The sequence below is a fragment of the Rhodococcus mengyinensis genome, from assembly GCF_048381435.1.
In the GTDB taxonomy this organism is placed as follows: domain Bacteria; phylum Actinomycetota; class Actinomycetes; order Mycobacteriales; family Mycobacteriaceae; genus Rhodococcus_F; species Rhodococcus_F opacus_D.
The window spans coordinates 1-22,748 of record NZ_JBLWIT010000126.1; the positions used below are offsets into that span (position 1 = coordinate 1).

Annotated in this window: 24 protein-coding genes; 11 read left to right on the top strand and 13 right to left on the bottom strand. The window is 68.6% G+C overall.

The window, feature by feature from the left end; genetic code table 11:
- From ACNJ7E_RS28825 to ACNJ7E_RS28845, 5 genes are all read right to left on the bottom strand, one after another.
- Window positions 1-1,562, bottom strand: a 1,562-nt coding sequence (locus tag ACNJ7E_RS28825) for an AMP-binding protein (protein ID WP_418340093.1), incomplete at its 3' end; no start/stop codon positions are given.
- A gap of 150 nt (window positions 1,563-1,712) precedes the next feature.
- Window positions 1,713-2,204, bottom strand: a complete 492-nt coding sequence (locus ACNJ7E_RS28830) for a type III secretion system chaperone family protein (protein WP_280779875.1) — start codon at window positions 2,202-2,204, stop codon at window positions 1,713-1,715.
- On the bottom strand, window positions 2,201-3,559 hold the full coding sequence (mshA, locus tag ACNJ7E_RS28835) for a D-inositol-3-phosphate glycosyltransferase (RefSeq protein WP_179443231.1): 1,359 nt from the start codon (window positions 3,557-3,559) through the stop codon (window positions 2,201-2,203). The genes ACNJ7E_RS28830 and mshA overlap by 4 nt, the downstream gene beginning before the upstream one ends.
- Window positions 3,560-3,571: 12 nt before the next feature.
- Window positions 3,572-4,399 (bottom strand): alpha/beta fold hydrolase, encoded by an 828-nt coding sequence (locus ACNJ7E_RS28840; RefSeq protein ID WP_280779874.1) that lies wholly within the window; start codon window positions 4,397-4,399, stop codon window positions 3,572-3,574.
- A complete protein-coding gene (locus ACNJ7E_RS28845) occupies window positions 4,345-5,547 on the bottom strand; it encodes an MFS transporter (RefSeq protein ID WP_418341590.1) in 1,203 nt (400 codons plus the stop codon). The genes ACNJ7E_RS28840 and ACNJ7E_RS28845 overlap by 55 nt, the downstream gene beginning before the upstream one ends.
- Before the next feature lie 56 nt (window positions 5,548-5,603).
- Here ACNJ7E_RS28845 and ACNJ7E_RS28850 point away from each other — a divergent pair, with 56 nt between their 5' ends.
- Window positions 5,604-6,377, top strand: coding sequence for a PIG-L family deacetylase (locus ACNJ7E_RS28850; protein ID WP_280779872.1), 774 nt, complete (start codon window positions 5,604-5,606; stop codon window positions 6,375-6,377).
- Here ACNJ7E_RS28850 and ACNJ7E_RS28855 read toward each other — a convergent pair.
- Window positions 6,314-6,958: a hypothetical protein gene (locus tag ACNJ7E_RS28855; RefSeq protein WP_280779871.1), complete on the bottom strand. Its 645-nt coding sequence runs from the start codon at window positions 6,956-6,958 to the stop codon at window positions 6,314-6,316. The genes ACNJ7E_RS28850 and ACNJ7E_RS28855 overlap by 64 nt on opposite strands.
- A 63-nt stretch (window positions 6,959-7,021) precedes the next feature.
- Here ACNJ7E_RS28855 and ACNJ7E_RS28860 point away from each other — a divergent pair, with 63 nt between their 5' ends.
- Both ACNJ7E_RS28860 and ACNJ7E_RS28865 read left to right on the top strand, forming a co-directional pair.
- The gene (locus tag ACNJ7E_RS28860) at window positions 7,022-7,426 is read left to right on the top strand and encodes a PaaI family thioesterase (protein ID WP_005251933.1); all 405 of its coding nucleotides are present in this window, start codon (window positions 7,022-7,024) and stop codon (window positions 7,424-7,426) included.
- A gap of 3 nt (window positions 7,427-7,429) precedes the next feature.
- A complete protein-coding gene (locus ACNJ7E_RS28865; protein WP_280779870.1) occupies window positions 7,430-8,461 on the top strand; it encodes a tocopherol cyclase family protein in 1,032 nt (343 codons plus the stop codon).
- Here ACNJ7E_RS28865 and ACNJ7E_RS28870 read toward each other — a convergent pair.
- Window positions 8,454-9,119, bottom strand: a complete 666-nt coding sequence (locus tag ACNJ7E_RS28870) for a cysteine hydrolase family protein (RefSeq protein ID WP_418341591.1) — start codon at window positions 9,117-9,119, stop codon at window positions 8,454-8,456. The genes ACNJ7E_RS28865 and ACNJ7E_RS28870 overlap by 8 nt on opposite strands.
- Before the next feature lie 120 nt (window positions 9,120-9,239).
- On the opposite strand from ACNJ7E_RS28870, the gene ACNJ7E_RS28875 reads away from it, so the two are divergent.
- Complete coding sequence (locus ACNJ7E_RS28875) at window positions 9,240-9,827, top strand: DUF742 domain-containing protein (RefSeq protein WP_283352844.1); 588 nt, start codon at window positions 9,240-9,242, stop codon at window positions 9,825-9,827.
- 92 nt (window positions 9,828-9,919) lie between these two features.
- Here the strand turns inward: ACNJ7E_RS28875 and ACNJ7E_RS28880 are convergent, their stop codons facing one another.
- Window positions 9,920-11,194, bottom strand: a complete 1,275-nt coding sequence (locus ACNJ7E_RS28880) for an ROK family transcriptional regulator (protein WP_009474758.1) — start codon at window positions 11,192-11,194, stop codon at window positions 9,920-9,922.
- Between the two features lie 633 nt (window positions 11,195-11,827).
- Window positions 11,828-12,022: a hypothetical protein gene (locus tag ACNJ7E_RS28885; RefSeq protein WP_418341592.1), complete on the bottom strand. Its 195-nt coding sequence runs from the start codon at window positions 12,020-12,022 to the stop codon at window positions 11,828-11,830.
- Window positions 12,023-12,432: 410 nt separating this feature from the next.
- Between ACNJ7E_RS28885 and ACNJ7E_RS28890 the strand changes: the two genes are divergently transcribed.
- Both ACNJ7E_RS28890 and ACNJ7E_RS28895 read left to right on the top strand, forming a co-directional pair.
- Complete coding sequence (locus tag ACNJ7E_RS28890) at window positions 12,433-13,380, top strand: TauD/TfdA dioxygenase family protein (protein WP_418341593.1); 948 nt, start codon at window positions 12,433-12,435, stop codon at window positions 13,378-13,380.
- Between the two features lie 9 nt (window positions 13,381-13,389).
- Window positions 13,390-14,136 (top strand): SDR family NAD(P)-dependent oxidoreductase, encoded by a 747-nt coding sequence (locus ACNJ7E_RS28895; RefSeq protein ID WP_037237881.1) that lies wholly within the window; start codon window positions 13,390-13,392, stop codon window positions 14,134-14,136.
- A gap of 290 nt (window positions 14,137-14,426) precedes the next feature.
- Here ACNJ7E_RS28895 and ACNJ7E_RS28900 read toward each other — a convergent pair whose 3' ends face one another.
- On the bottom strand, window positions 14,427-15,611 hold the full coding sequence (locus tag ACNJ7E_RS28900) for a L,D-transpeptidase (RefSeq protein ID WP_280779864.1): 1,185 nt from the start codon (window positions 15,609-15,611) through the stop codon (window positions 14,427-14,429).
- A gap of 32 nt (window positions 15,612-15,643) precedes the next feature.
- Complete coding sequence (locus ACNJ7E_RS28905) at window positions 15,644-16,735, bottom strand: UDP-N-acetylmuramate dehydrogenase (protein ID WP_280779863.1); 1,092 nt, start codon at window positions 16,733-16,735, stop codon at window positions 15,644-15,646.
- A 25-nt stretch (window positions 16,736-16,760) separates the two neighbouring features.
- Here ACNJ7E_RS28905 and ACNJ7E_RS28910 point away from each other — a divergent pair, with 25 nt between their 5' ends.
- From ACNJ7E_RS28910 to ACNJ7E_RS28925, 4 genes are all read left to right on the top strand, one after another.
- Window positions 16,761-17,258: a DUF2505 domain-containing protein gene (locus ACNJ7E_RS28910; RefSeq protein ID WP_280779862.1), complete on the top strand. Its 498-nt coding sequence runs from the start codon at window positions 16,761-16,763 to the stop codon at window positions 17,256-17,258.
- Window positions 17,259-17,309: 51 nt separating this feature from the next.
- Entirely contained in the window at window positions 17,310-17,810 is a 501-nt protein-coding gene (locus ACNJ7E_RS28915) for a DUF2505 domain-containing protein (protein ID WP_005560412.1), read from the top strand.
- A 21-nt stretch (window positions 17,811-17,831) separates the two neighbouring features.
- The gene (locus tag ACNJ7E_RS28920) at window positions 17,832-18,629 is read left to right on the top strand and encodes a hypothetical protein (protein ID WP_009474768.1); all 798 of its coding nucleotides are present in this window, start codon (window positions 17,832-17,834) and stop codon (window positions 18,627-18,629) included.
- Between the two features lie 338 nt (window positions 18,630-18,967).
- Window positions 18,968-20,515: a TROVE domain-containing protein gene (locus ACNJ7E_RS28925; protein ID WP_418341594.1), complete on the top strand. Its 1,548-nt coding sequence runs from the start codon at window positions 18,968-18,970 to the stop codon at window positions 20,513-20,515.
- Between the two features lie 18 nt (window positions 20,516-20,533).
- Here the strand turns inward: ACNJ7E_RS28925 and ACNJ7E_RS28930 are convergent, their stop codons facing one another.
- Window positions 20,534-21,151: a type IV toxin-antitoxin system AbiEi family antitoxin domain-containing protein gene (locus ACNJ7E_RS28930; RefSeq protein ID WP_105416033.1), complete on the bottom strand. Its 618-nt coding sequence runs from the start codon at window positions 21,149-21,151 to the stop codon at window positions 20,534-20,536.
- Window positions 21,152-21,264: 113 nt separating this feature from the next.
- Between ACNJ7E_RS28930 and ACNJ7E_RS28935 the strand changes: the two genes are divergently transcribed.
- The gene (locus ACNJ7E_RS28935) at window positions 21,265-22,032 is read left to right on the top strand and encodes an LmeA family phospholipid-binding protein (protein ID WP_418341595.1); all 768 of its coding nucleotides are present in this window, start codon (window positions 21,265-21,267) and stop codon (window positions 22,030-22,032) included.
- Window positions 22,033-22,044: 12 nt separating this feature from the next.
- Here the strand turns inward: ACNJ7E_RS28935 and deoC are convergent, their stop codons facing one another.
- Window positions 22,045-22,710 carry a deoxyribose-phosphate aldolase gene (deoC, locus tag ACNJ7E_RS28940; protein ID WP_009474772.1) on the bottom strand — a complete coding sequence of 222 codons (666 nt, stop codon included), beginning with the start codon at window positions 22,708-22,710 and terminating at the stop codon, window positions 22,045-22,047.
- Between the last annotated feature and the right edge of the window lie 38 nt (window positions 22,711-22,748).

Below are 22,748 nucleotides of genomic sequence, written 5' to 3' on the forward strand. Positions count from 1 at the left end.
TCCTTGCGGAGGATCTTGCCCGCGGCGGACTTCGGCACCAGGTCGATGAACTCGACCTTGCGGACCTTCTTGTGCGGCGACACCCGCTCGGCGACGAACGCGATGACCGCGGCCTCGTCCAATTCGGCACCGGGCTGGCGGACGACGAACGCCTTCGGCACCTCCTCACCCTCGTCGTCGAGAACCCCGATGACGGCGGCGTCGGCGATCTGCGGGTGCGTCAACAACAATGCCTCCAGTTCGGCGGGCGGCACCTGGTAGCCCTTGTACTTGATCAGCTCCTTCATCCGGTCCACGATCGTCACGACGCCCTCGGCGTCGACGGTCGCGATGTCGCCGGTGTGCAGGTACCCGTCCGCATCCAGGGTCTCCGCGGTCGCCGCCTCGTTGCCGAGGTACCCGGCCATGATGTTCGGGCCCTTGCACCACAGCTCACCCGGTTCGCTGACCCCGTCGGCCGGGTAGGCGACCTCCTCGCCGGTGGCCGGGTCGACCAGCTTGCATTCCATGTTCGCGATCGACGGCCCCACCGAGTCCAGGGCGATGTCGTCGCGGTCGAATGGAATCGCATGCGAGACCGGGCTCATCTCCGACATCCCGTAGCCCTGCCGCACCCGGCAGCCGAGCCGGTTGGCGACGGCCTTGCCCAGTTCCTGATCGAGCGGGGCGGCGCCGGAGAAGATCGAATGCACGCTCGACAGGTCGTACTCGTCGACCAGCGGGTGCTTGGCCAACGCCACCGCGACCGGTGGGGCGATGAACACATACGTGCACTTCTGCCCGGACACGATCGACAGGAATTCGACCAGGTCGAACTTCGGCATCGTCACCAAGCTCGCCCGGTTGTACAGGGCGGCGTTCAGCAGCACCGTCATCCCGTAGATGTGGAAGAACGGCAACACCGCCAGCAGTTTGTCGTCGGCGCCGATGCCCATCCGCGGGTTGATCTGGCAGACATTCGCCACCAGGTTGCGGTGCGTGAGCATCACCCCCTTGGGCCGGCCGGTGGTCCCGGACGAATACGGCAGCACCGCCAGCTGGGTGGCCGGGTCGAACGACACGTCGGGGGCGGGGGCGCCCTCGGCCAGCAGATCTTTCAGCGACGGGTGCCCGTCGGCGCCGTCGAGGACGATCACGTTCTCTACCGGAATCCCGACCTTCGCGGCCGCGGCCTTGGCCTGCGGCAGCAGCGGGGAGACGGTGAACAGGAACTTCGCCTTCGAGTCGGTGAGCTGCTTGGCGATGTCCTCGGCGGTGTAGAGGGCGTTGATGGTGGTCGCGACACCACCGGCCCGGAGGATCCCGTGGAACACCGACGCGAACGCGGGAACGTTCGGCGAGTGCAGACCCACCACCTCGCCGACGGCGAGACCGCGCGCGGCCAGCGCCCCGGCCACCCCGTTGATCTGGGCGACCAGCGACTGGTAGGTGGTGACCGCGCCGGAGGCACCGTCGATCAGCGCAGGCCGGTCCCCATCGGCCGGATCGACCTGGCCGAAGAGGAAATCGTAGACACTGAGGTTCGGAATCTCGACGTCCGGAAACGGGCTCTTGAAGCTCACTGGGGCCTCTCCCTCGAAGTGTTGCAGCAGCAGTTGTCGGTACAAGTTTCTGTGAACATCAGACACATGTACCTAACCTGTGACAACAGTCACAAGCTCGCCGCAACTCTACCCGCGCGTATTTCCCGTCCGCGGGCGGTCGACCAGCACTCAGGCCTGTGAGTCCTCGATGAGATGCTCGAAGGGTTTCAGGTTCGCCAGCGACTCCCCGCGTGAGACGCGCCACTCCCATTCGCGCTTGATGGACTCGGCGAATCCGAGCTCGAGGAGGGTGTTGAAGTCGCCGTCGGCCGCCTCGAGCACCTGCCCGAGAATCCGGTCCAGTTCGTCCGCGGTCACCGCGTGTTCGGCGATCTGACCGACCAGGTAGATGTCGCCGATCTTGTCGATCGTGTACGCCACCGAGTACAGCCGGCGATTGCGCCGCAGCAGGTACTTGTAGACGCCTTCGAAGTTCTCGTCGGGTTTGCGGCAGACGAACGCCTCGACGCGCAGACCGTGCTTGCCGACGGTCAGGAGCGTGGTGGTCTTGAGCTTGCGCTCGCCGGGCAACTCGACGATGTAGTGCGTCGAGTCCTTCCTGGTGAAGTCCATCTCACGTTCGGTCAGGGCGGACTCGATCACGTCGGCCAGCTCGCTCATGCGCGCACCCCTCCGGCCCTGCGCAGCTTCCACAATCCGCGTCCGCGACGCGGGGAGAATTCGCTGGGGCCGTGTCCGTAGTTGTAGTTGACGGTCGCCATCCGATAGCTCTCGAGGAGGCCGTCGGCGGTGTGTTCCCAGGAGAAATTCTCCGCGTGACGCGGCGCCTCGGCGGCCAGCGCGGCGAGCCTGCCCGGCTCGGAGACCAGCGACTGCAACGCCGTCGCCCAGTCCTCGGTGCGGTGCCCGTCCACGAGAAGCCCGGTTTCGCCGTTCCGGACGGCGACGCCGAGACCGCCCACGTTCGCGGCGATCACCGGAGTGCCGCAGGCTTGCGCCTCGATGGCCACCAGCCCGAACGACTCCGAATAGCTCGGCACCGCAACGAGATCCGAAGCCCGGTACACGTCGACGAGCCGGTCGGGCGCCTGCGGCGGCAGGAACGTCACCCGAGCGGCGATGCCGAGCGAAGACGCGAGTTCGATCAACGCGTCCGGCCGGGCCAGCCCGGACCCGGACGGGCCGCCGACCACGAGCACCCGCAGTGTCGATTCGGGATCTCGGGCGATCAGCTCGGCGGCGGCGCGGAGCAGGACGTCGGGCGCCTTGAGCGGCTGGATGCGTCCGACGAACGTCACGACGGTCTCACGCGGGTCGAGCCCCAGCTTCGCCCGGGCGGCGGCCCGGTCGCCCGGCCGGTACCGCGTCAGATCGGCGCCCGGCGCCACCACGTCGATCCGGTTCGGGTCGGCGCCGTAGTGGCGGACCAGCTGATCGGATTCCTCGGTGGTGTTGGCCACGAGCCGGTCGGACTCGGCGACCACCTGCTGCTCGCCGATCTGGCGGGCGGCCGGTTCGGGAGTGTCACCATCGGCGAGCGACAGATTCTTGACCGCCGCGAGCGTGTGCGCCGTGTGCACGAGCGGCACACCCCAGCGGTCGCGGGCGAGCCAGCCGACCTGCCCCGACAACCAGTAGTGCGAGTGCACCAGGTTGTAGTAGCCCGGTTCGTGGCGGGCCTCCTCGCGGAGCACCCCGGCGACGAACGCGCAGAGCTGCGTGGGCAGATCCTGCTTGTCCAGCCCCTCGAACGGGCCGGCCACCACGTTGCGGACGAGGACCCCCGGGGCCGCTTCCTGGACCGGTGCGTCGGCGGACGACGTGGCCCGGGTGAAGATTTCCACCTCGACGCCGCGACGCGCCATCTGGATGGCGGACTGCAGCACGTAGACGTTCATGCCGCCCGCATCGCCGGTACCGGGCTGCGCCAGTGGTGAGGTGTGGACCGAGAGGACGGCCACCCTGCGGGGGCGCGAATTGTGCATGGGCGTCACCACTCCATAGTGCTCCCTCACCGATCGGCCCCTTTAACCGAGGTTGTCGACGAACTCGCCGACCTCTTTCACGAACCTGTCGGGATCCTCCACGAACGGTCCGTGATCGCAGCCTTCCCAGAACGACGCCCGCGCCTGCGGGATCAGCTCTGCAGCGTGCCTACCAGCTGAGACGTCGACGACGGAGTCCTCGGTGCCGTGCAGGACGAGCACCGGCACGTCGAGCGAGCGGAGCAGCTCGTCGTGACTCGCGGACCGGTTGAAGAGGGCGGCCCGCACCCGGGGCGGGGTGGCGAGGCTGGCCCCGAACAGCGCCTGCGACTGTGCGCCCTTGCCTTCCGGCGGTCCGGTGAGCGCGTTGCCGAACGCGCCCAGCGCGCGGATCGCGTCGCGCGGCTCCTCGGACATCGCGCCGGGGATCGCCGCGCGCATCGCCGCGCCGACCTTGCCGCCTGCCTCCCCGCGACCGATGCTGGTGATGGCTCCGACGAGGACCACGCCGTCGACGGCGGACGTGCCGTGCGACGCCAGGTAGTCGCAGATCACGAGGCCGCCGTAGGACCAGCCGAGGAGCACGGCGCCGGACGTGACGCCTTCGGCCGTGAGTACCGCGTCGACGTCCCCGGCCCAGATCGCGGAGTCGTCGTAGCCGGCGTCGGGTGCACCTGAGTAGCCGTGTCCGCGCAGGTCGACGGCGATGACGCGGTAGCGGGCCGCGAGTTCGTCGAGCACCCTGGGGCCCCAGCACTTCGAGGACTGCGCCCAACCGTGCAGGAGGACCAGGGTCCGCGCGTCGGGGGCACCGGTCACCGAGTAGACGAGGGGCGTTCCGTCGACGCCGACTGTTTCACGAATAGCCATGGGGTCACCATAGAGGCCAGCAGCGCGACGACCGCCGCCACCGCGTAACCCGCGGTCGTGCCGAATTCGTCGATCATCCGGCCCGCGAGTGCCGACCCCATCGCGACGCCGACACCCAGTCCGGTGACGATCCAGGTGATGCCCTCGGTCAGCGCGGCCGCGGGCACGATCTGCTCGACGAGACCGGTCGTGACGATCATGATCGGCGCCACCGTCATCCCCGCCACCGCGTAGGCGACGGCGAGCGCCGGGATGCTGTCGGCCAGAAGCAGCGGAACCGTCAGGACCGCCACCGCGAGGACCGCGACCATCAGCTGTTTCCGGAGCGACGCCGACACCCGGATCGCGCCGAACACGATGCCCGCCACCGCGGAACCGGCCGCGAACAGGGCCAGCACCACGGTGGCGGAGGCGGGTGCGTCGTGGCTTCGGGTGAAGGCGATGGCACCGACGTCGATGACGCCGAAGATCGTGCCCATCGACACCATGACCGCCACGAGGATCCACACGGCGGGCGTCCGGACGACGGACGGGCGGCCGTCGTGCGTTGCGGCATGCACGGGCGGTTCGGTGCCGCGCTGCGCGATGAGCGCGAGGGTGCCGACCACCAGCAGGACGAGGCCCGCGAGCGGTCCCGCCTCGGGGAACACCGTGACGGACAATCCGACGGAGACCACCGGCCCCGCGATGAAGCACAGTTCGTCCACCACCGCCTCGAACGCGAACGCCGTCCGCAGCAGTGGCGTGCCGCGGTACAGCTCAGTCCAGCGGGCGCGCACCATCGCCCCGATCGTGGGCATGCAGCCGGCGGGGACAGCCCACACGAACAGCACCCAGTCCGGCGTCCCGAACCGGACACACAGCAGCATCGCAGCGATGGACGTCGCGCTGATCCCCGACGCGACGGGAAGGACACGGGACTGCCCGTACCGGTCCACCGCCCGCGACACGACGGGGGTGATGAACGCGTACGTCAGTGCGAACACCGCGGCGAGGGCACCGGCCAGTGCGTAGTCGCCGCGCAATTCGGACAGCATCGTGACGATGCCGATGCCGACCATGGCGATCGGTACGCGCGCAACGAATCCTGCGGCGGAGAACGCTGCGGAGCCGCGGGCGGCGAAGATCTGACGATAGGTACCGAGCACGCGTCGAGCCTCACAGATCGTGGCCGCGACTTCCAGCACGTGCAAGTATTGCGCTCATGAGTGTCCTGGTGTGTTTCCACGCCCATCCCGACGACGAAGTGTTCACGACGGGCGGCGTGATGCGTCAGGCCGCCGACGCCGGTCATCGCGTCGTCGTGGTCACCGCGACGGACGGGGCGCTCGGCGAGGCCCCCGACGGAATCCTGACCGACGGCGAATCACTCGCCGAGCGTCGGCGCCGCGAGCTGGAGGAGTCGACGTCGCTGCTCGGCGCCCAGCGCGTGGTGCTGCTGCACTACGCGGATTCCGGGATGGCGGGAACGCCGGAGAACGACAACCCCGCCGCGTTCTGCAACGTCGACGTCGAGGAGGCCGCTGCCCGGCTGGCCGCGATCCTCGTCGAGGAATCCGCCGACGTGATCACCATCTACGACCCCAACGGTGGCTACGGCCATCCCGATCATGTCCAGGTCCATCACGTGGGCATCCGGGCCGCCGAACTGGCCGGTGTGCCGCACGTCTACGAGGCCGCCGTGAGCCGCGACCACATCCGGCGACTCATGGCCGCGAATCCCGAGTGGTCCGAGAACACCCAGCCACCGGACCTCGACACGTTCGGTCTGCCGGACTCCGAGATCACCACGGTCGTGGACGTCACCTCGGCCATGGACGCCAAGCGCGCCGCGATGCACGCGCACGCCACCCAGATCGGGGACTTCGGCCCGTTCCTGCAGATGCCCGAGGAGCAGTTGCGCGCGGCGTTCGGTCAGGAATGGTTCCGCCGTCGCGGGGCGCCCGCCGGGCTCACGGAGTCTTCGCTGCCCCTCTGATCGACCGGCCCGGGTGTCCTCCTGCCGGAGAACCGCTTCCCCGCCAGGGTGAGGACGGCTGCGGCGAGGAGGCATCCGCCCGCCCCGATCCCGGTCACCGTGCCGGGTGCCACGGTGGTCGTCAGACCCACGACGAGCCCGGCAGCGGCGACCACGACGAGCAGCGCACCGAGGACGGTCAGCGACGACTCGCCGAGTACGCCGGCCAACGGCACGAAGTGGACGCCGACGGCGAAGCACACCCAGACCGGTATCCACGCCGACAGACCCGTGTTTCCGAGAACGGCGGCGCCCGCCCAGATCACCGCGAACTCGACCACCACCACGAGGGTGTACCGCCGCCGGACCGCCCGGTCCGCCAACGCGGAACTCTCGGCGGGACTACGCACGGCGAGTACCGCTCCCAGCACGGCGACGACGAGCGCCACCACGATGGCGGCGTCGAGGAGCACAGTGAGGGGGCGGCGAAGGTCGACGGCCATGGCCCAGCCGAACCAGCCTGCGGCGAAGAATCCGACCACCGCGGCGGCGCTCCCCCGCGCCCGGCCCGACCGGCGGGCGGCTTCCGACAGACTGGACATCCCGCCAATCTAGCCCCGCGAACCGCCTGCGCGGGTGTGGTTCCGCGCCTAGCATCCACGGGTATGGATCCCGCTGATCTCGTCGCGACCATGCCGTTCGCCGTGCACACCGGGGTTCGTCTCACCAAGGCCGCACCCGAGGAGGTCGTCGGGCACCTCGAGTGGGAACAGCACCGCACGACCGCGGGAAACGGCATGCACGGCGGGGCGCTGATGACGCTCGCCGACAGCGTCGGAGCCGTCTGCGCGTTTCTCAACCTTCCGGCGGGAGCGTCGACATCGACCACGAGTTCGAGCACGGTGTTCACCCGCGGCGTCCGCAAGGGCACCGTCACCGCGACCGCGCGTCCGCTGCACGCCGGACGAACCACGGTCGCCGTCGTCACCGAACTGCGGGACGACGAGGACCGTCTCGTGGCGCAGGTGACGCAGTCGCAGGCGGTGCTTCACCCCCAGCCGGGAAGCTGACCGATGTCACGACTGCTGCGGGCATACCGCGCCACGGGAGCGGATCTGCCGTTCGGCAACCTCCTCGCCGCGCACGACGTCGCGATGGAAGGCTATTTCTGGCGGTTCACCCAGCCCGCGACGGGACAGGTCGTCATCGCGCTGGCGGGGATCAACCGGGCCGCGGACGGGCACTGGGCGACGCTCGGTCTCGCCGGTCATCCCACCCGGTTCCTGCGGACCGCCGCGCATCCGGAGGGCTACGCCAACCCTGCCGGACTCGGCGCGTTCGCCGGCGACGCGTTCCGCGGGTCCGTCGACCGCGTGCGGGTGGATCTCGGACCGGACGCCCGCCTCGACGTCCGGGTCGGCGCCCAGGTTCCGTGGCCGCGGCGCAGGCTCGGCGGGTCGAGTGTGTTCCAGACCGTGCCCGCACTGAACCAGTACTGGCACCCGTGGCTGCTCGGCGGCCGGGCCGAGGGAACGGCCGTGCTGGGCGGCACCGAGATCGACCTCGACGGCGCCCAGGTCTACGGCGAAAAGAATTGGGGCAAGGGCGGATTCCCCGACTCCTGGTGGTGGGGCCAGGCTCAGGGTTTCGCCGACCGGCAGGCATGTGTCGCGTTCGCAGGCGGCGAGATCACCGCGGGTGGGCTGCGCACCGAGGTCACGGCCGTCGTCGTCGCGCTGCCCGACGGCACGGTGTTCCGCCTCGGCAACCCGGTCACCTCCCCCGTCCGGGCGCACGTCACGGACGATCGGTGGTCGCTGCGGGGCCGCAATCGCACGTGGAGCGTCGAAATCGAGGGCGGTTCCCCGCTGGGCTCGGCGCACGTGCTGCCGGTTCCGCTTCCCGCCGAGCGTCGCAACATTCCCGGCGCCCTCGAGCACCTCGCCGGCTCGATGAGTGTGACAGTCCGCCGTCGCGGTGAGCTCGTCTGGGCCGACGAATCACCACTCGCCGCGTTGGAACACGGCGGTATCGGGCGGGCGCGGGCGGAGCTGCGCAGGCGGGGCGCGCCACCGGACGCGACATCCGCGCCGCCGCTCAGCTGATCACCTCGAGCTCGGGTGGCTGCAATGCCTCGACGATCTCGTCGGTCTCCGCGTGGAGAACCCCTATTCGTCCGGCCTCCTCCAGGTGACGCGCGTCGACGCCCGAGATCGCATCGGCTGCGACGAGCACCTTGTAGTCGCGTTCGCTGGCGTCGACGATCGTGGCGCGCGGGCAGTTGGGGTAGTTGCATCCCGCGATCACCACGGTGTCGACCCGCCACTGGCGCAGGCGGTCGTCGAGTTCGGTGCGGTAGAACGAACTCCACCGGGGTTTGAACAGGATGTGCTCGGTGGACGAGACGGTCTGGAGACCGCCGCCGAGGAGCGACTCGGGGTCGAGCGGCGGCACCCCCAGCTCCGGCGCCACCTGGGAGCCGGCGGTGCCCGGTCGGGCGATGTCGAGTCCGGCCGCGATCACGCGGCGCCGGCACAGGTCCACGTCGTCGCCCTCGTACAACCGGACGACGTGCACGATCGGGGCCGAGGCCTCCCGGTAGGCGTCCACGAGACGCGCGATCGCGGGCAGCACCGCCGAGGTGCCGGGAATCGGGGCGGTCCCGCCGTCCACGAAGTCCACCTGCGTGTCGACGACGAGCAGCGCGGACCGGCCGAGATCGGGGGCGAGGAACGGATCCGAGTTCTGCCGCCAGTGGGTCACGCAGCAAATCTAACGCTCACGCACACCCTGTAGTGGGAATCACAGGGACCGGTTCGTTCGCACGCAACGCGGGTTTGGGACCATGGAGCGGGTGGGGTAGTGCGAGAAGGGTCCCAACCGATGACTGTGAGCGATGAGAACTGGCCGTTGATCGGCGCGACAGGGGCGCGCTTCGGATCAGCCGGCCGGCGCCGCAGCGCCAGGAAAGAGCAGGACCCGAGCCCGACGCAGTCGGCCGAATGGGTGGAGCCCGTCCCGGCCGAGGCCGCTCCCGAGCAGGTCGAACCCGTGCCCGAACCTGCCGATCGGACTCCCGAGGCGGCCGACAGTGCTGCTGTCGAGTCCACCGAGTGGGTGGCGCCCGAGGACACCGTCTCCATCGTCCGGCCGTTCATCCTCACGGGCGGGCGGACCGAGTCCGGGGTCGATCTGCCACTGGAGGCGGTCATCGTCGCCCGCGCGGACGGCGACACCGTGGTGGACGGGATGCTTGCGCCGGACGAACTGCGCCGCGTCTTCGCGCTGTGCGCCGAACCGCGGTCGGTGGCCGAGATCGCGTCGCTCGCGTCGATCCCACTCGGGGTCGCGCGCGTACTCGTCGGCGACCTCGCGGCGGCCGGGGCGGTCACCGTGAACGAGACCGCCGGGTCCACCGGCCCGGACCGGAATCTGATGGAACGCGTCCTCGACGGGCTGCGCAAACTCTGAGATCCACCGGGGAAGTCGGCGCCCGGAGCGATGCACACGAATTCGTCAGCCGCACAGCCTATTGCCTGTGCGGCTGACGAAGTGCTGTGACGCTAGATCGACGTCCGGCGCATCGCTCCGACCGGATCGGAGTAGATGGTGCTCAGCGACACCACCGTCGAGGCATACTCCTGGACCCGGTTGCCGAATCCGGAGATGCGAATGTCCCTGCGTTCCAGCGACGATGCCTGCGCGAAGGCCTCGGCGACGTGCGGGATACCGGCCGGGTACTCGGTGAACGCCTGGCCTCCGAGGATCACCCGGTCCGGGTTGAACAGGTCCCGCAGCATGGCGACCGTCTTCCCGAGCACCTGAGCACGTTCCACCAGAAGTTCGTGCGCGGGAACGGAACCCGACGACGCCGCCTTGTAGAGGGCACTCATCGTCGGCCGCTGGTTCGACTCCGCGAGGATGCCCGCGTCGAGGGCTGCGGAGATGACCGCGCGATCGCTGATCGTCGCCTCGAGGCACCCGCGTGAACCGCACGAGCACTGCGCCGACGAGCCCGTCGGCAAGTGCGCTATGGAACCGGGACCGCTCGATGGAGTGTGAACACGGCCGTCGATGGTGATCGCGATGCCCGCCGTCTCGCGGGCGTAGAAGTACAAACCCGTTTCGCCTTGCGCGACACCGTCTTCGCTGTCCGGGCTCAGCAGCAGTTCGGATGCGGCCATCGCCTCGACGTGCGCCGCGACGGAGACGGGCAACCCGAGTCCTGTCGCGATGATGGCGCCGACCTGGGCGGACTTCCATCCCAGTCGGGGATGGTCGACGACACCGGTCTGCGGATCGACCCGACCGCCGAGTGCGACACCCGCCCACAGCGGGCGACGCCGGTGCCAGCGGGAGGCGAAGGCCCGCGCGCTGCGTGCGATGCCGGCGAGTGCGTCGGCGGACGCTCCCTGCGGGGTGGGTACCTCGACCGCGCCGAGGACCTTCCCTCGCAGGTCACTGGCGATGATGCTGGTCACGACCGCGCCGATGTGGATGCCCACCGTCAGGTAGGGCTCGTGGTTGACCTCGAACGGAACCCGCGGACGACCGATGGCGCCGGACGGCGTGAGGTCGCCGCGTTCGCGCAGCAGTCCGAGGTCGAGGAGCGCCGACACCTGACGGTTGACGGTGGCGATGCTCAGGCCGGTCGCCTTCGCGGCGACGTCCCTGGACAGCGGCCCGCGAGACCGGGCCACCCGCAGTACACCGGCGGCCGGGCCGTCGCTGATCCGCAGCTCAGGGGGAACGATATGGAGACGGGGACGGGACACGGGCCGCTGGAATCGAGATGCGGAGCCGGTCCGGGTGGGGCTGGAAAGAGTGGGGGTAGACACGTGGCAGTCCTTGCAAGCGGAGGCGGTGCGCACCTTCGTCCGAACGCTGCATCCGTCCCAGGCCGAGAGTGGGACGACCGAGGACGATCGATCAGGAGAAGACTGCGCGAATTAGCTGCAGATGCTGAGACAGCGACAACACAGTTCCCGCGCCAAGGGCAGCCGCGAGCCCAGCGCGGAAGTCACATAGGTGACCCGCGGAGCGGTCGACTGGCCTGAAGACATGACACGAAAGTAGCAGCTTCGGTCGGTTTCACCAATCGGAGGGCGCGTCGGCGTGTGAATCCGCGCCGCGCCACTTCCGCAGTTCCCGCCATTGCGAGGCGCCGCCTGCGGCGCACATCGGAGAGCATCGCCACTCTTGACTACAAGAGTGTCTCACCACACGATACGCCGAGATACCAACCGAACGTACGGTTACAGGGGTGAGATGTACCGACGTGATCGCCTCCGCGACGACGCGGATCAGACGGCAGAGATCGCCATCCTGACCGAACAGTCGTTCGCGCCCTCGAAGGAAATCGACATGACCTCCACCCAGATCTCCGTGACACCCCGGGCGACCGTCCGGCCGCTGAAGGTGGCCGGCGCCAGTCTCATCGGGACCGCCATCGAGTGGGACGACTACTTCATCTACGGCATGGCCGCGGCAATCGTGTTCGGCCCGTTGTTCTTTCCATCCTTCTCCTCCATCGCGGGCACGCTGGCGGCGTTCGCGACGTTCTCCGTCAGCTTCATCGCACGGCCGATCGGCGGCGCGGTAATGGTGCTGATGGGGCTCGTCATCCGGTTCACCATCACCGAGAGCCCCGACTTCGAGAAGGTCAAGAGCACCCACCGCGATCAACGACTGCCGATCGTCACCGTACTGCGGGAGAACCTGCGCGAAGTGCTGCTGGCGGCGGGCGCGTTCATCGGCATCAACACGGTCGGATACATCTTCATGGCGTACCTGCTGTCCTATTCGACGAAGGTCCTGGGCATGAGCAAGACACTGGTGCTCGTCTTCACGCTTATCGCCTCGTTCGTGTGGCTGATCGTCATCCCCGTCGCGTCGATGCTGTCGGACCGGTCTACCTCACCGCAGTCACACTGCTCAGCCTGCTCTGCGTCGTCGCGATCACACGGAAGGTCCGCGGCCCGTTGCGATCAGGGTGACGCAAATCCTTCCGGCGACACACCGCCCGATGGTTCGGTTACGGGACTCCACACCGTCTCCGGTATCCGAAAGGCTCACCATGTCCATCGATTTCGCGCCCGAGCACGTGACAGACGCCGAGGGTTCCCCGAACGCGGCGAGCGTCGTCAAGCTCGGTGCACACATCGGCGCCCGGATCGACGGCGTCCGGCTCGGCGGCAACCTCGACCCCGCCACCGTGTCGCTCATCCGTCAGGCCCTGCTCGAGCACAAGGTGATCTTCTTCCGTGGCCAGGAACATCTGACCGACGACTCGCAGTACGCGTTCGCGGAGCTTCTCGGCTCCCCCACCACCGCGCATCCGACCGTCACGTCGCGTGGCACCAAGGTGCTGCCCATCGACTCCGACTACGGAAAGGCCAACAGCTGGCACACCGACGTCACGTTCGTCGATCGCATCCCGAAGGCGTCGATCCTGCGCGCCGTGCAACTCCCCACGTACGGCGGATCCACCACCTGGGCGTCGGGTGTCGCCGCCTACAACGCGCTGCCCGAGCCGCTGAAGGTCCTCGCCGACAACCTGTGGGCGACGCACACCAACGTCTACGACTACGCGGCGACCAGCGCGGAACGCGCGCAGGACGACAAGGCGAAGGAGTACCGCGCCGAGTTCCAGTCCACCTACTTCGAGACGGAGCACCCGGTGGTGCGGGTGCACCCCGAGACCGGCGAGCGCACACTGCTGCTCGGTCACTTCGTCAAGAGCCTGGTCGGCCTGAGCAGCACCCAGTCGCAGGCACTCTTCCGGGTTCTGCAGGATCACGCGATCTCGCTCGAGTTCACGACCCGGTGGAATTGGCAGTCGGGCGACGTGGCGATCTGGGACAACCGTGCCACTCAGCACTACGCCGTCGCCGACTACGACGATCAGTACCGGCGACTCAACCGCATCACCCTGGCCGGCGACGTCCCCGTCGACATCCGGGGCGAGCGCAGCCGCAGCGTCGCCGGCGACGCGAGTGGCTACTCCGTCATCGACGAGCCCTAACATGTCGGCATGACCTTTTCACCTGACACCCGCATCGCCGTCGTCACCGGGGCGAGCTCCGGAATCGGAGAAGCCACCGCCCGCACCCTGGCCGCGCAGGGATTTCATGTGGTCATCGGGGCCCGGCGACTGGATCGTCTGGAGAAGATCGCCGAAGACATCGGCGGTACCGCCCTCGAACTCGACGTCACGGACCAGGATTCCGTGGACGCGTTCAGCGCGGTACTGCCGAGGGTCGACGTGCTGGTGAACAATGCGGGCGGCGCCAAGGGACTGGCCACCGTCGCCGAGGCCGATCTCGACGACTGGCGGTGGATGTGGGAGACCAATGTCCTGGGCACCCTTCGGATCACCAAGGCGCTGCTGCCGAAGTTGATCGAGTCGGGTGACGGTCTGGTCGTCACCATCACGTCGCTGGCCGCGCTCGAGGCGTACGACAACGGTTCCGGATACACGACCGCCAAGCACGCGGAGGGCGTCCTGCACCGCACGCTGCGCGGAGAACTGCTCGGCAAGCCGGTCCGTCTCACCGAAATCGCGCCGGGCGCAGTAGAAACCGAGTTCTCGCTGGTGCGTTTCGAAGGCGACCAGGAGCGTGCCGACAAGGTCTACGAGGGCATCACCCCGCTCGTCGCCGCGGATGTCGCGGACGTCGTCGGGTTCGTCGCCTCGAGGCCCTCCCACGTGAACATCGACCAGATCGTCGTCAAGCCACGAGATCAGGCTTCGTCCGGGCGTTTTCACCGCACGACGTAGACGCGTTCGCGGCTGTCCGCCGGTCCTGGTGCTCGAGCACCAGGACCACTGTCCACAGTCCCGCCACGATCGTCACGACCCCCAGCAACATCCATCCCATCCCACAGCCCCCTGCCGATCAACGACTTTCGACCGAAACGGACTGTCGGGGTCGTCCGTCGACCCCTCGACAGCGGACGACTCCCCACAGTTGTGTGAACCGAGAACACGGCGCCGTCGACGCGTCCTCATTCAGGTAGACGCAGCGGCCCCGGTTTCGGTTCCACCGGGTGTGAAGAAAGTTCGCTCGCCTATGCGAGGGCCGACATGGACTGCCATTCGGACCAGCTGAGGGCCCAGTCGTAGATGTCACCGTCAGCGGCCGACAGGTCGATGGACGTTCCGGTCACCTCGACGGGATCGCCGTACATCGCGGTGCCGAAGTACTGCTGGGCGTCCGCGAGGGACAGGTTGATGCAGCCGTTGGTGACGTTCGACGAACCCTGGACGCCGATGGTCTCGGGGTTCGCGTGGATGAACTCGCCGTTGTTGGAGATGCGGACCGCCCAGCGCTCGCGCACGTTCTCGTAGAACGGCGGGTTGGACATGAGGAAGTCCTCGTGCTTCTCGGTCACCATGTGGATGCCACTGCGGGTGACGTTGCGGGCCTCGTTGCCTTCGCCGTAGCTGACGGGGATGTCCATGATGGTCTCGCCGGCGCGCACCACCTGCATGCGGTGGCTGGGCGCGTTCGCGATCACGATCTGGCTGCGCCCGACGGTGAAGTTCAGCGACAGATCCTCCGCGCCGTACGCGCCGCCGCCGAAGTCCAGTCCGTACAGCCGGGCGTCGAGGCTCACGGTGGTGCCGGGCGCCCAGTAGTTCTGCGGACGCCAGTGCGCGCGCGACCCGTTGTCGTCGGGCAGCCACGCCCACGAGCCCGGTGTCGGCGGGTTGGTCGTGACGGTCATCGCCTTCTCGACCGCCGCCTTGTCCTCGACGGACTCGTGGAACTGGACGATGATCGGGGCGGCGATCCCGACTTCCTGACCGTCGCCGATGTTGAGTGTGGCGCCGATGGTCTCGTCGGGGTCGACCGTGGTGAAGCTGCCGTCGACGGCAACGGACTTGCCGTCCGTGCCGAGCGCCGTGCCCTTCCACGTGTACGTGGCGCCGTAACCCAGTGCCTCCCCGACGGTGAACGTGGTCCGGTCGGGTGACAGCACACCCTGCACGGCACGCCCCTCGGCGTTGACGAGGGAGATGTCGGTGAACGTGCCCTGCGACGCGGTCGCGGAGATCGGCGCCACCGGATTGACGTCCTCGGTGCCCGACGCCGGATTCTGGGTGACCTCGACCGCCGGTTCGGGCGGCGCGGTGGCGGTTCCCGACTCGGAGCCGACCGTGCATCCGGTCAGCACAACGAGAAACGCGATCAGCGCCGCCGCGATCAACGCGACGCGCGACCGACTTGTCCGAGAACCCAGTTCATGCACAGCTAACAGGTTACCTGCGCTACGGACCTGTCTCAGATCGCGCAGCCCACCGTCACGGGTTCGGGTTCGAGCCGGACACCGAACGCCGCCTGGACGCCGTCCCGGACGTCGCGAGCCAATGCCAGCAGGTCCTCGCTCTTCGCGGCACCTCGATTGGTCAACGCGAGAGTGTGCTTGGTCGACAGCCGCGCGACGGCGTTCTCGCCGGGATACCCCTTCGAGAAGCCGGCCCGCTCGATCAGCCACCCCGCAGACAACTTGGTTCCGCCGTCGGCCGGGTATTGAGGAACAAGCACGTCGCCGAGGCGGGTCTCGATCGCGGCGAGGACACCCGCCAACTCGCCGTCCGCAACGACGGGGTTGGTGAAGAAGGAGCCCGCGCTCCAGGTGTCGTAATCCTCGGGATCGAGCACCATGCCCTTGCCCCGCCGCAGGTCCAGCACGGCGTCGCGGACCTGCGCCGACGGCAACCGGTCGCCCTCGGCACTGTTCAGCGCCGACACCAGTTCGCGGTAGCGCAGCGGCTCGCCGAGCCCGTCGGGATGCACGGTCAGTTCCACGGCCAGCACCAGGGCGGCATCGGAGTGCTTGAGGACGCTCGTGCGGTAACCGAGACCGAGGGCCTCGGGTTCGACCCAGCGCGCCTCACCGGTGCGTCGATCGAGGAGGTGGACCCGCCGCAGCATCGACCCCACCTCGACGCCGTACGCGCCCACGTTCTGCACCGGGGTGGCCCCGGTCGACCCGGGAATCCCCGACAGGCATTCCAGCCCGCCCAGCTCGGCGGCGACGGTCTGCGCGACCACCTGATCCCACTCGGCGCCCGCCTCGGCAGTGACGAATCCCTCCTCCAGACCGACGGTGGTGTTGCACACACGCACCACCACACCGTCGAATCCGCCGTCCCCGACCACCAGATTGGAGCCGCCGGCGAGGATCAGAGTCGGAATGTGCGCGGCATCGAGGAGACGCACCACGTCGACGAGGACCTGCGTGGTCGGGCACTCCGCCACGATCCGCGCCGGCCCGCCCACGCGCAGCGTGGTCATCCCCGACAGTTCGAGGTTCTCGGACACGAAGGCGCCCGAATCGACGAGTTGACTGACAATGCTCACGTCCCACACAACCGCAAACGGTAGCCTGCGGATCGTGAGTCGCCGCATCGAGCATTCGTCGTCCTATGAGTTTCCCGTCGCCCAGGTCCATGCGGGCCTGATCACCGAGCAGTACTGGCGCGACCGTCTCGACCGGGTGGGAGGACCGGGGGCAACCCTGGACGAGGTCACGACCGGCCCCGGCACCATCTCGGTGGCCATGTCGCAGTCGATTCCCGCGGAGCACCTGCCCAGCATCGTCTCGAAGGTCCGTTCCGGCGATCTGGTGATCAAGCGCACGGAGACGTGGGGCACGCTCGACGGCGATCACGCCGAGGGCACGTTCACCGCCGAGGTCGTGGGTGCGCCCGCGACGATCTCCGGGACCCAGACGCTGACGGAGGACGGTTCCCGGTCGAAAGTGCAGGTCGAGGGCAAGGCCGACGTCAGGATCCCGCTGATCGGCGGCAAGATCGAGAGCGCGATCGCGGACGAGGTCCTGCGCCTGATCGAGAAGGAGCAGGGCTTCACGCAGCAGTGGCTCGGGGCCTGACCTGGGGCGGGTGTCCCTTGTGTTCCGTCACAGCCGGTAACCTTGGCGATCATGGCTCGCCGCATCGACTACTCAGCCCGTTACAAGCACACCCCGAAAGAGGTGTACAACGCGTTCACCAACCGTGACTACTGGGATGCGCGCATCGAGGAGATGCGGAAGTACTCCGAGAACCACATCGAGCACTTCGACGTGAACGACGACGGGATCGACATCGTCCTGCACCACATCCTGCCGCGGTCGGAACTCCCCGAGATCGCGCAGACCGTGATGAAGAAGGACATGGTCATCACACGCAAGGAGTCGTACACGCCCTTCGGTGAGCCGACCACGGGCACGTACGAGGCGTCGATCCCCGCAGGCCCGGGCAGCCTCACGGGCACCATGAAACTGTTCGCCACCGAGACGGGCTGCACGTTCCGCACCTCGTCCGAGGCCAAGGTGTACCTGCCGTTCATCGGCGGGAAGCTCGAGCAGCTGATGCTCGTCAACCTGATCGACCTCTTCCGCGCCGAGGCCGAGATCACCGAAACGTGGTTGTCGCAGCACTAGCAACCACCGCACGGATTTCCCATGACTTCAGCGACGCTGAAGCGGCCTCACGGTGTCATCACCCGGGGTACGACAGGCATCAATCGGCTGCGACGCAGCGACCGCTGGCTCGTCCACGACGCGCTGGTGCGCCGGACGCTGCACGCATCCGCCGACCCGCTCGTCGTCGACCTCGGGTACGGCGCCCGACCCCACACCACGTTCGAGCTCGCCGACCGGTTGACCGCCGTGCGCGGCGACCGCCGGGTGGTCGGGCTCGAGATCGATCCCGAGCGTGTGGTCGAGAGCAGGAACGGAGTGAGTTTCGCCCGCGGCGGGTTCGAGCTCTCCGGACTGCGACCCGTCCTGGTCCGCGCGTTCAACGTGCTGCGTCAGTATCCCGAGGATGCGGTCGGGCCGGCCTGGGCGCGGATGCAGTCCGGGCTCGCACCGGGCGGGCTGATCGTCGACGGCACGTGTGACGAGCTGGGCCGCCGCTGTGCGTGGGTGCTGCTCGACGCCACCCGCCCGCTGTCGCTGACGCTGGCATGGGATCCGTTCGCCGTGGAGAAGCCGTCGGACATCGCCGAACGGCTCCCCAAGGCACTGATCCATCGCAACGTCCCGGGTGAGCCGGTCCACGCCCTCCTCGCGGCAGCGGATCGCGCGTGGGCCACTGCGGCGCCGCACGGCTCGTTCGGACCGCGGGTGCGGTGGCGGGCCGCCCTCGAACTGCTGCGCGCGCAGGGACTTCCCGTGCAACCCCAGCGCCGCCGGCTCCGCGACAACATCCTCACCGTTCCGTGGCACCTGGTCGCGCCCGGTTCCGGCACGAATTAATTCACGCGACATCCCCCACAGCGCCCCGTAGAGTCACTTCACGAAACATGTTGTGCCGGTGCGCAGGCGAGGGCTACTTCGACTGTGGATCGCGTGGTCGCCGGTTCGAATCCGGTCAGGGACGCAGGTCCCTGTAGCTCAGTGGTAGAGCACGTCCGTGCCTCCGCCGACTCCGAACTCGGCACGACATGCGTGCGCGCCACCCGGTGCGCAGACGACGGATACTTCTCTGGCGAAGTGCGCAAGCACGCGGTTCGACTCCGCACCCCGTCGTCGCCTCGATCTCGGGTGGCGCGCACCCCACGAGCACCGACACCTCCTGGAAGGAGGAACAACCTATGAGCAAGTTCAACCTGAAGACGCTGCGCCGCACCAAGGTACAGAGCCCCATCACGTCGGAGACGCAACCGGCCGGCCGCACGTTCGAGGGCGGCAGCGGCTACGCCCGCGACGCGAAGAGCGAGCTGTTCCTCCTCGCGGTCACCAACATGGTGGGTGAGCACACGTTCTACGAGTCGGCTCCGGACCGCGACGGCCGGTTCGTCCAACTCGTCCACCAGGTCACTCTGTCGGACCCGGAGTGGACCGCCCGCCTGATCGGGTGGCTGCGCCGCGACGCGCATCTGCGTTCGGCGTCGGTGGTGGCCGCGGCCGAGTTCGTCCGTGCCCGGCTGGGCGCCGGTCTGCACGGCGGCAACCGCGCCGTGATCTCCTCGGCGCTGGAGCGGGCCGACGAGCCGGGTGAGATCCTCGCCTACTGGATTGCGCGCCACGGTCGTTCGATCCCGAAGCCGGTCAAGCGCGGTGTCGCCGATGCCGCTGTCCGCCTGTACTCGGAACGCTCACTGCTGAAGTGGGATTCCGATTCCAGGGACGTCCGCTTCGGCGACGTCCTCGAGCTCACCCATGCGTCGCCGTCGGCGACGTGGCAGGGCGAGCTGTTCCGGCACGCGATCGACCGGCGGCAGGGACGCGAGAACACGATCCCCACCGGCCTGCGGATGCTCACGGAACGGGCGGCGCTGGCGGTGCTCCCGCCGGAGGATCGGCGTGCCGTCCTCCGGACCCCGGAGCGGCTGTCGGCGGCCGGCATGACGTGGGAGTCGCTCGCCGGCTGGCTGCAGGGACCGATGGATGCGGCAGCATGGCAGGCGGTGATCCCGTCCATGGGGTACATGGCTCTTCTGCGCAACCTGAGGAACTTCGACGAGGCCGGGATCCCCGACCACGTCGCGGAACAGGTAGCGGCCCGGATCGCCGATCCGGGGGAGGTCGCGAAGTCGCGGCAGCTTCCGATGCGGTTCCTCGCGGCCTACCGGAACGCGCCGAGCCTGCGGTGGGGACACGCACTCGAACGGGCACTCGGGGCGTCGCTGTCCGCGGTCCCGTCGCTACCCGGCCGCACCCTGGTGCTCGTCGACCGGTCCGGATCGATGTTCTACAGCCGCGTCTCGGCGCGGTCGGAACTGACGCGGGCGGACGCGGCCGCGGTGTTCGGCACCGTACTGGCGGCGCGCGCGGAGCGGGCCAACCTGGTCGAGTTCGGCTCGGACAGCCGGTTCGTGCCGTTCAAGCACCAGCCGGTGCTGCGGGTCGTCAACAGTTTCGGCGACCTGGGCGGCACGGACACGGCGTCGGCGGTGCGGAAGCATTACCGCGACCACGACCGCGTCGTCATCGTCACCGACGAGCAGGCGGCGTGGGGCGATCCGACCCGGCACGTCCCGGCCGACGTCCCCGTGTACACGTGGAACGTGGCGGGCTACCGCCACGGACACGGTCCGACGGGGTCCGCGAACCGCCACACGTTCGGCGGACTGTCGGACGCCGGATTCTCGATGATCCCGCTCCTGGAGGGCACCCGGGACGGCGAGTGGCCGTTCTGATCCCGGAGCGGTGATCCGTCAGGTGCAGGTGGCCAGTGCGTGTTCGACGCGCTGCGCCACCTGCGCCGGCAGGGATCCGCACTCCCCGTGCAGTGCGCGCGCATTCAGTCGCCCGATCGCGACGCCGTCGGCGACCACCTCGTCGAGCAGTTCCTGCGAGATGCCGCTCGCGGCGAGGTCGAGTGCCGTGCACAGCGGCGTGGTAATGCGCAGGGGGCCCACCTGCTCGCAGTCCTCCGGGCGGAGCGACCGCCGGTGCAGCGCCAGCTGCTGCGTCGGCGACGGCGGTGACAGCACCGTCGAGAGGTGGATGAACCGCGGGTACAGGTGCCCGAGGCCGTGAAGTTCGGCGGCACTCTGGTGGGAGACCGCGGCGGCGGCACCGAACCAGGTGCACCACTTAGCGAACTCCTCGAGATCGGAGTGCGGACAATCCTTCAAGCGGAACAGATCTCGCTCGACCTTGACCCACGAGCCGTCGGCGACGCGCTCATCGATCTCGTCGGCGGCGAAACCGAGGCGCAGCACTTGCGCAGTGGTGAAGAAACCCGCCTGAGCCGTCGCGACGCGTGTCAGCTCTTCACCGACACCTTCGCGCTCCGGGTCACCGGGACGTGGAGCCAACCATCCGGACATTCCCCTAGATTACTGGGCGTTTGTGGCACGCATCACAATTTCTGCGGATCTCGGCGACCCGCCGCGGGCGCATTCACAGAAATTGTTCAGAGTTGTCGGGAAGAATCCGTGTAATGGCAGCCCGAACGAACTCCGCACCCCGAAGTAACCGTGTGCTCGTCATCTCTCTTGTCGTCATCGCCGCGCTCGTGGCGGTCCTCGTCGGCGGCGAACTCTTCGTGCGCAACAGAGTGAAGACCTGCATGGCAGACCAGTTCGAGAGCCAACTCGGCTCGCAGGTGGACGTGGGCCTGAGCTGGAAGCCGGTCCTGCTCCAGTCGGTCGACAAGAACGTCCCGTACATCACGATCGACAGCGACGACACCAAGTTCGGCCCCGCCCAGGGGATGCAGGTGCACGCTCAGGTCAACGACATCCGGCTCGAGAACACCGCGGACAGCAGCGGCACCATCGGCAGTTCCGACGCGGACATCACCTGGTCCACCGCGGGAATCCTCGCGACGCTGCAGCAGCAGGCGTTCGGCTCGCTCATCAGCGGTGTCACCGCCGATTCGAGCGCGGGCACCCTGCGGTTCTCCGTCGGTCCGGCCGGGCTCGCGGACCTGACCGTCAAACCGGAGGTCGTGAACGGGACCGTGAAAGTGGAGACGGTGGGTGCGGCGATCCTCGGTATCGGCCTCCCCACCGACCTGGTGGACGGGGTCGTCCAGATTCTGACTTCGAGCCTGCAGACCTACCCGCTGGGCATGCAGCCGACGTCGTTGAAGGTCACCGACGACGCCATCGAGATCACCCTCGAGGGTGGCGCCTATACGATGCCTGCCGCCGGCACCCAGCAACAGCAGCAGGAACAGCAGAGCAGCTGCGGCCTCCTGGTCTGATCGACCGTCGGGTCAGTCGGGCAACCCGTCCAGGACGGCACGGGTTCCCGACAGTCCCAGCCGCGTCGCACCGGCCGCGATCATGTCGAGCGCGGCCTGTGCGGTGCGGATCCCGCCGCTTGCCTTCACGCCGATTCGCCCTCCGACGGTCTGCGCCATCAGCCGCACCGCCTCCACGGTCGCTCCCCCGGCCGGATGGAATCCGGTGGACGTCTTCACGAAGTTCGCCCCGGCCCGCTCGGCGGCCCGGCACGCTTCCACGATCGCCTCGTCGCTGAGCGCGGCGGTCTCGAGGATCACCTTCAGGACCGTGTGGTCGCCGACCGCCTCGCGGACCGTGAGGACGTCGGCCAGCACCGCGTTGAAGTCGCCGGCCACGGCGGCCCCGATGTCGATCACCATGTCGATCTCCTGCGCGCCCTGGTCCACGGCGAGCCGAGCCTCGGCCCCCTTGACCAGCGAGTGGTGCTTGCCCGAGGGGAACCCGACCACCGCGGCGGTCACCAGACCCGGCGCCTTGACCGGCAGCATCGACGGCGACACGCAGACGGCGAGCACCCCGAGCGAGCGCGCCTCGGCGATCAGCGCCGTCACGTCGTCGGTGGTGGCCTCGGGCTTGAGGAGCGTGTGGTCGACGAGGTCGGCCACCTGGGAGCGGGTCAGTGCAACGTCGGACATACCTGTGAGCTTCGCACAATGCCTTCCAGGGCTTGCGG

Coding starts and splice junctions, on each gene's coding strand:
- ACNJ7E_RS28830 (WP_280779875.1), bottom strand. CDS start 2,204: ATGAGCGAGCTGGCCGACGTGATCGAGTCCGCCCTGACCGAACGTGAG.
- ACNJ7E_RS28840 (WP_280779874.1), bottom strand. CDS start 4,399: ATGGCTATTCGTGAAACAGTCGGCGTCGACGGAACGCCCCTCGTCTAC.
- ACNJ7E_RS28850 (WP_280779872.1), top strand. CDS start 5,604: ATGAGTGTCCTGGTGTGTTTCCACGCCCATCCCGACGACGAAGTGTTC.
- ACNJ7E_RS28855 (WP_280779871.1), bottom strand. CDS start 6,958: ATGTCCAGTCTGTCGGAAGCCGCCCGCCGGTCGGGCCGGGCGCGGGGG.
- ACNJ7E_RS28860 (WP_005251933.1), top strand. CDS start 7,022: ATGGATCCCGCTGATCTCGTCGCGACCATGCCGTTCGCCGTGCACACC.
- ACNJ7E_RS28865 (WP_280779870.1), top strand. CDS start 7,430: ATGTCACGACTGCTGCGGGCATACCGCGCCACGGGAGCGGATCTGCCG.
- ACNJ7E_RS28875 (WP_283352844.1), top strand. CDS start 9,240: ATGACTGTGAGCGATGAGAACTGGCCGTTGATCGGCGCGACAGGGGCG.
- ACNJ7E_RS28890 (WP_418341593.1), top strand. CDS start 12,433: ATGTCCATCGATTTCGCGCCCGAGCACGTGACAGACGCCGAGGGTTCC.
- ACNJ7E_RS28895 (WP_037237881.1), top strand. CDS start 13,390: ATGACCTTTTCACCTGACACCCGCATCGCCGTCGTCACCGGGGCGAGC.
- ACNJ7E_RS28915 (WP_005560412.1), top strand. CDS start 17,310: ATGGCTCGCCGCATCGACTACTCAGCCCGTTACAAGCACACCCCGAAA.
- ACNJ7E_RS28920 (WP_009474768.1), top strand. CDS start 17,832: ATGACTTCAGCGACGCTGAAGCGGCCTCACGGTGTCATCACCCGGGGT.
- ACNJ7E_RS28925 (WP_418341594.1), top strand. CDS start 18,968: ATGAGCAAGTTCAACCTGAAGACGCTGCGCCGCACCAAGGTACAGAGC.
- ACNJ7E_RS28930 (WP_105416033.1), bottom strand. CDS start 21,151: ATGTCCGGATGGTTGGCTCCACGTCCCGGTGACCCGGAGCGCGAAGGT.
- ACNJ7E_RS28935 (WP_418341595.1), top strand. CDS start 21,265: ATGGCAGCCCGAACGAACTCCGCACCCCGAAGTAACCGTGTGCTCGTC.
- deoC (WP_009474772.1), bottom strand. CDS start 22,710: ATGTCCGACGTTGCACTGACCCGCTCCCAGGTGGCCGACCTCGTCGAC.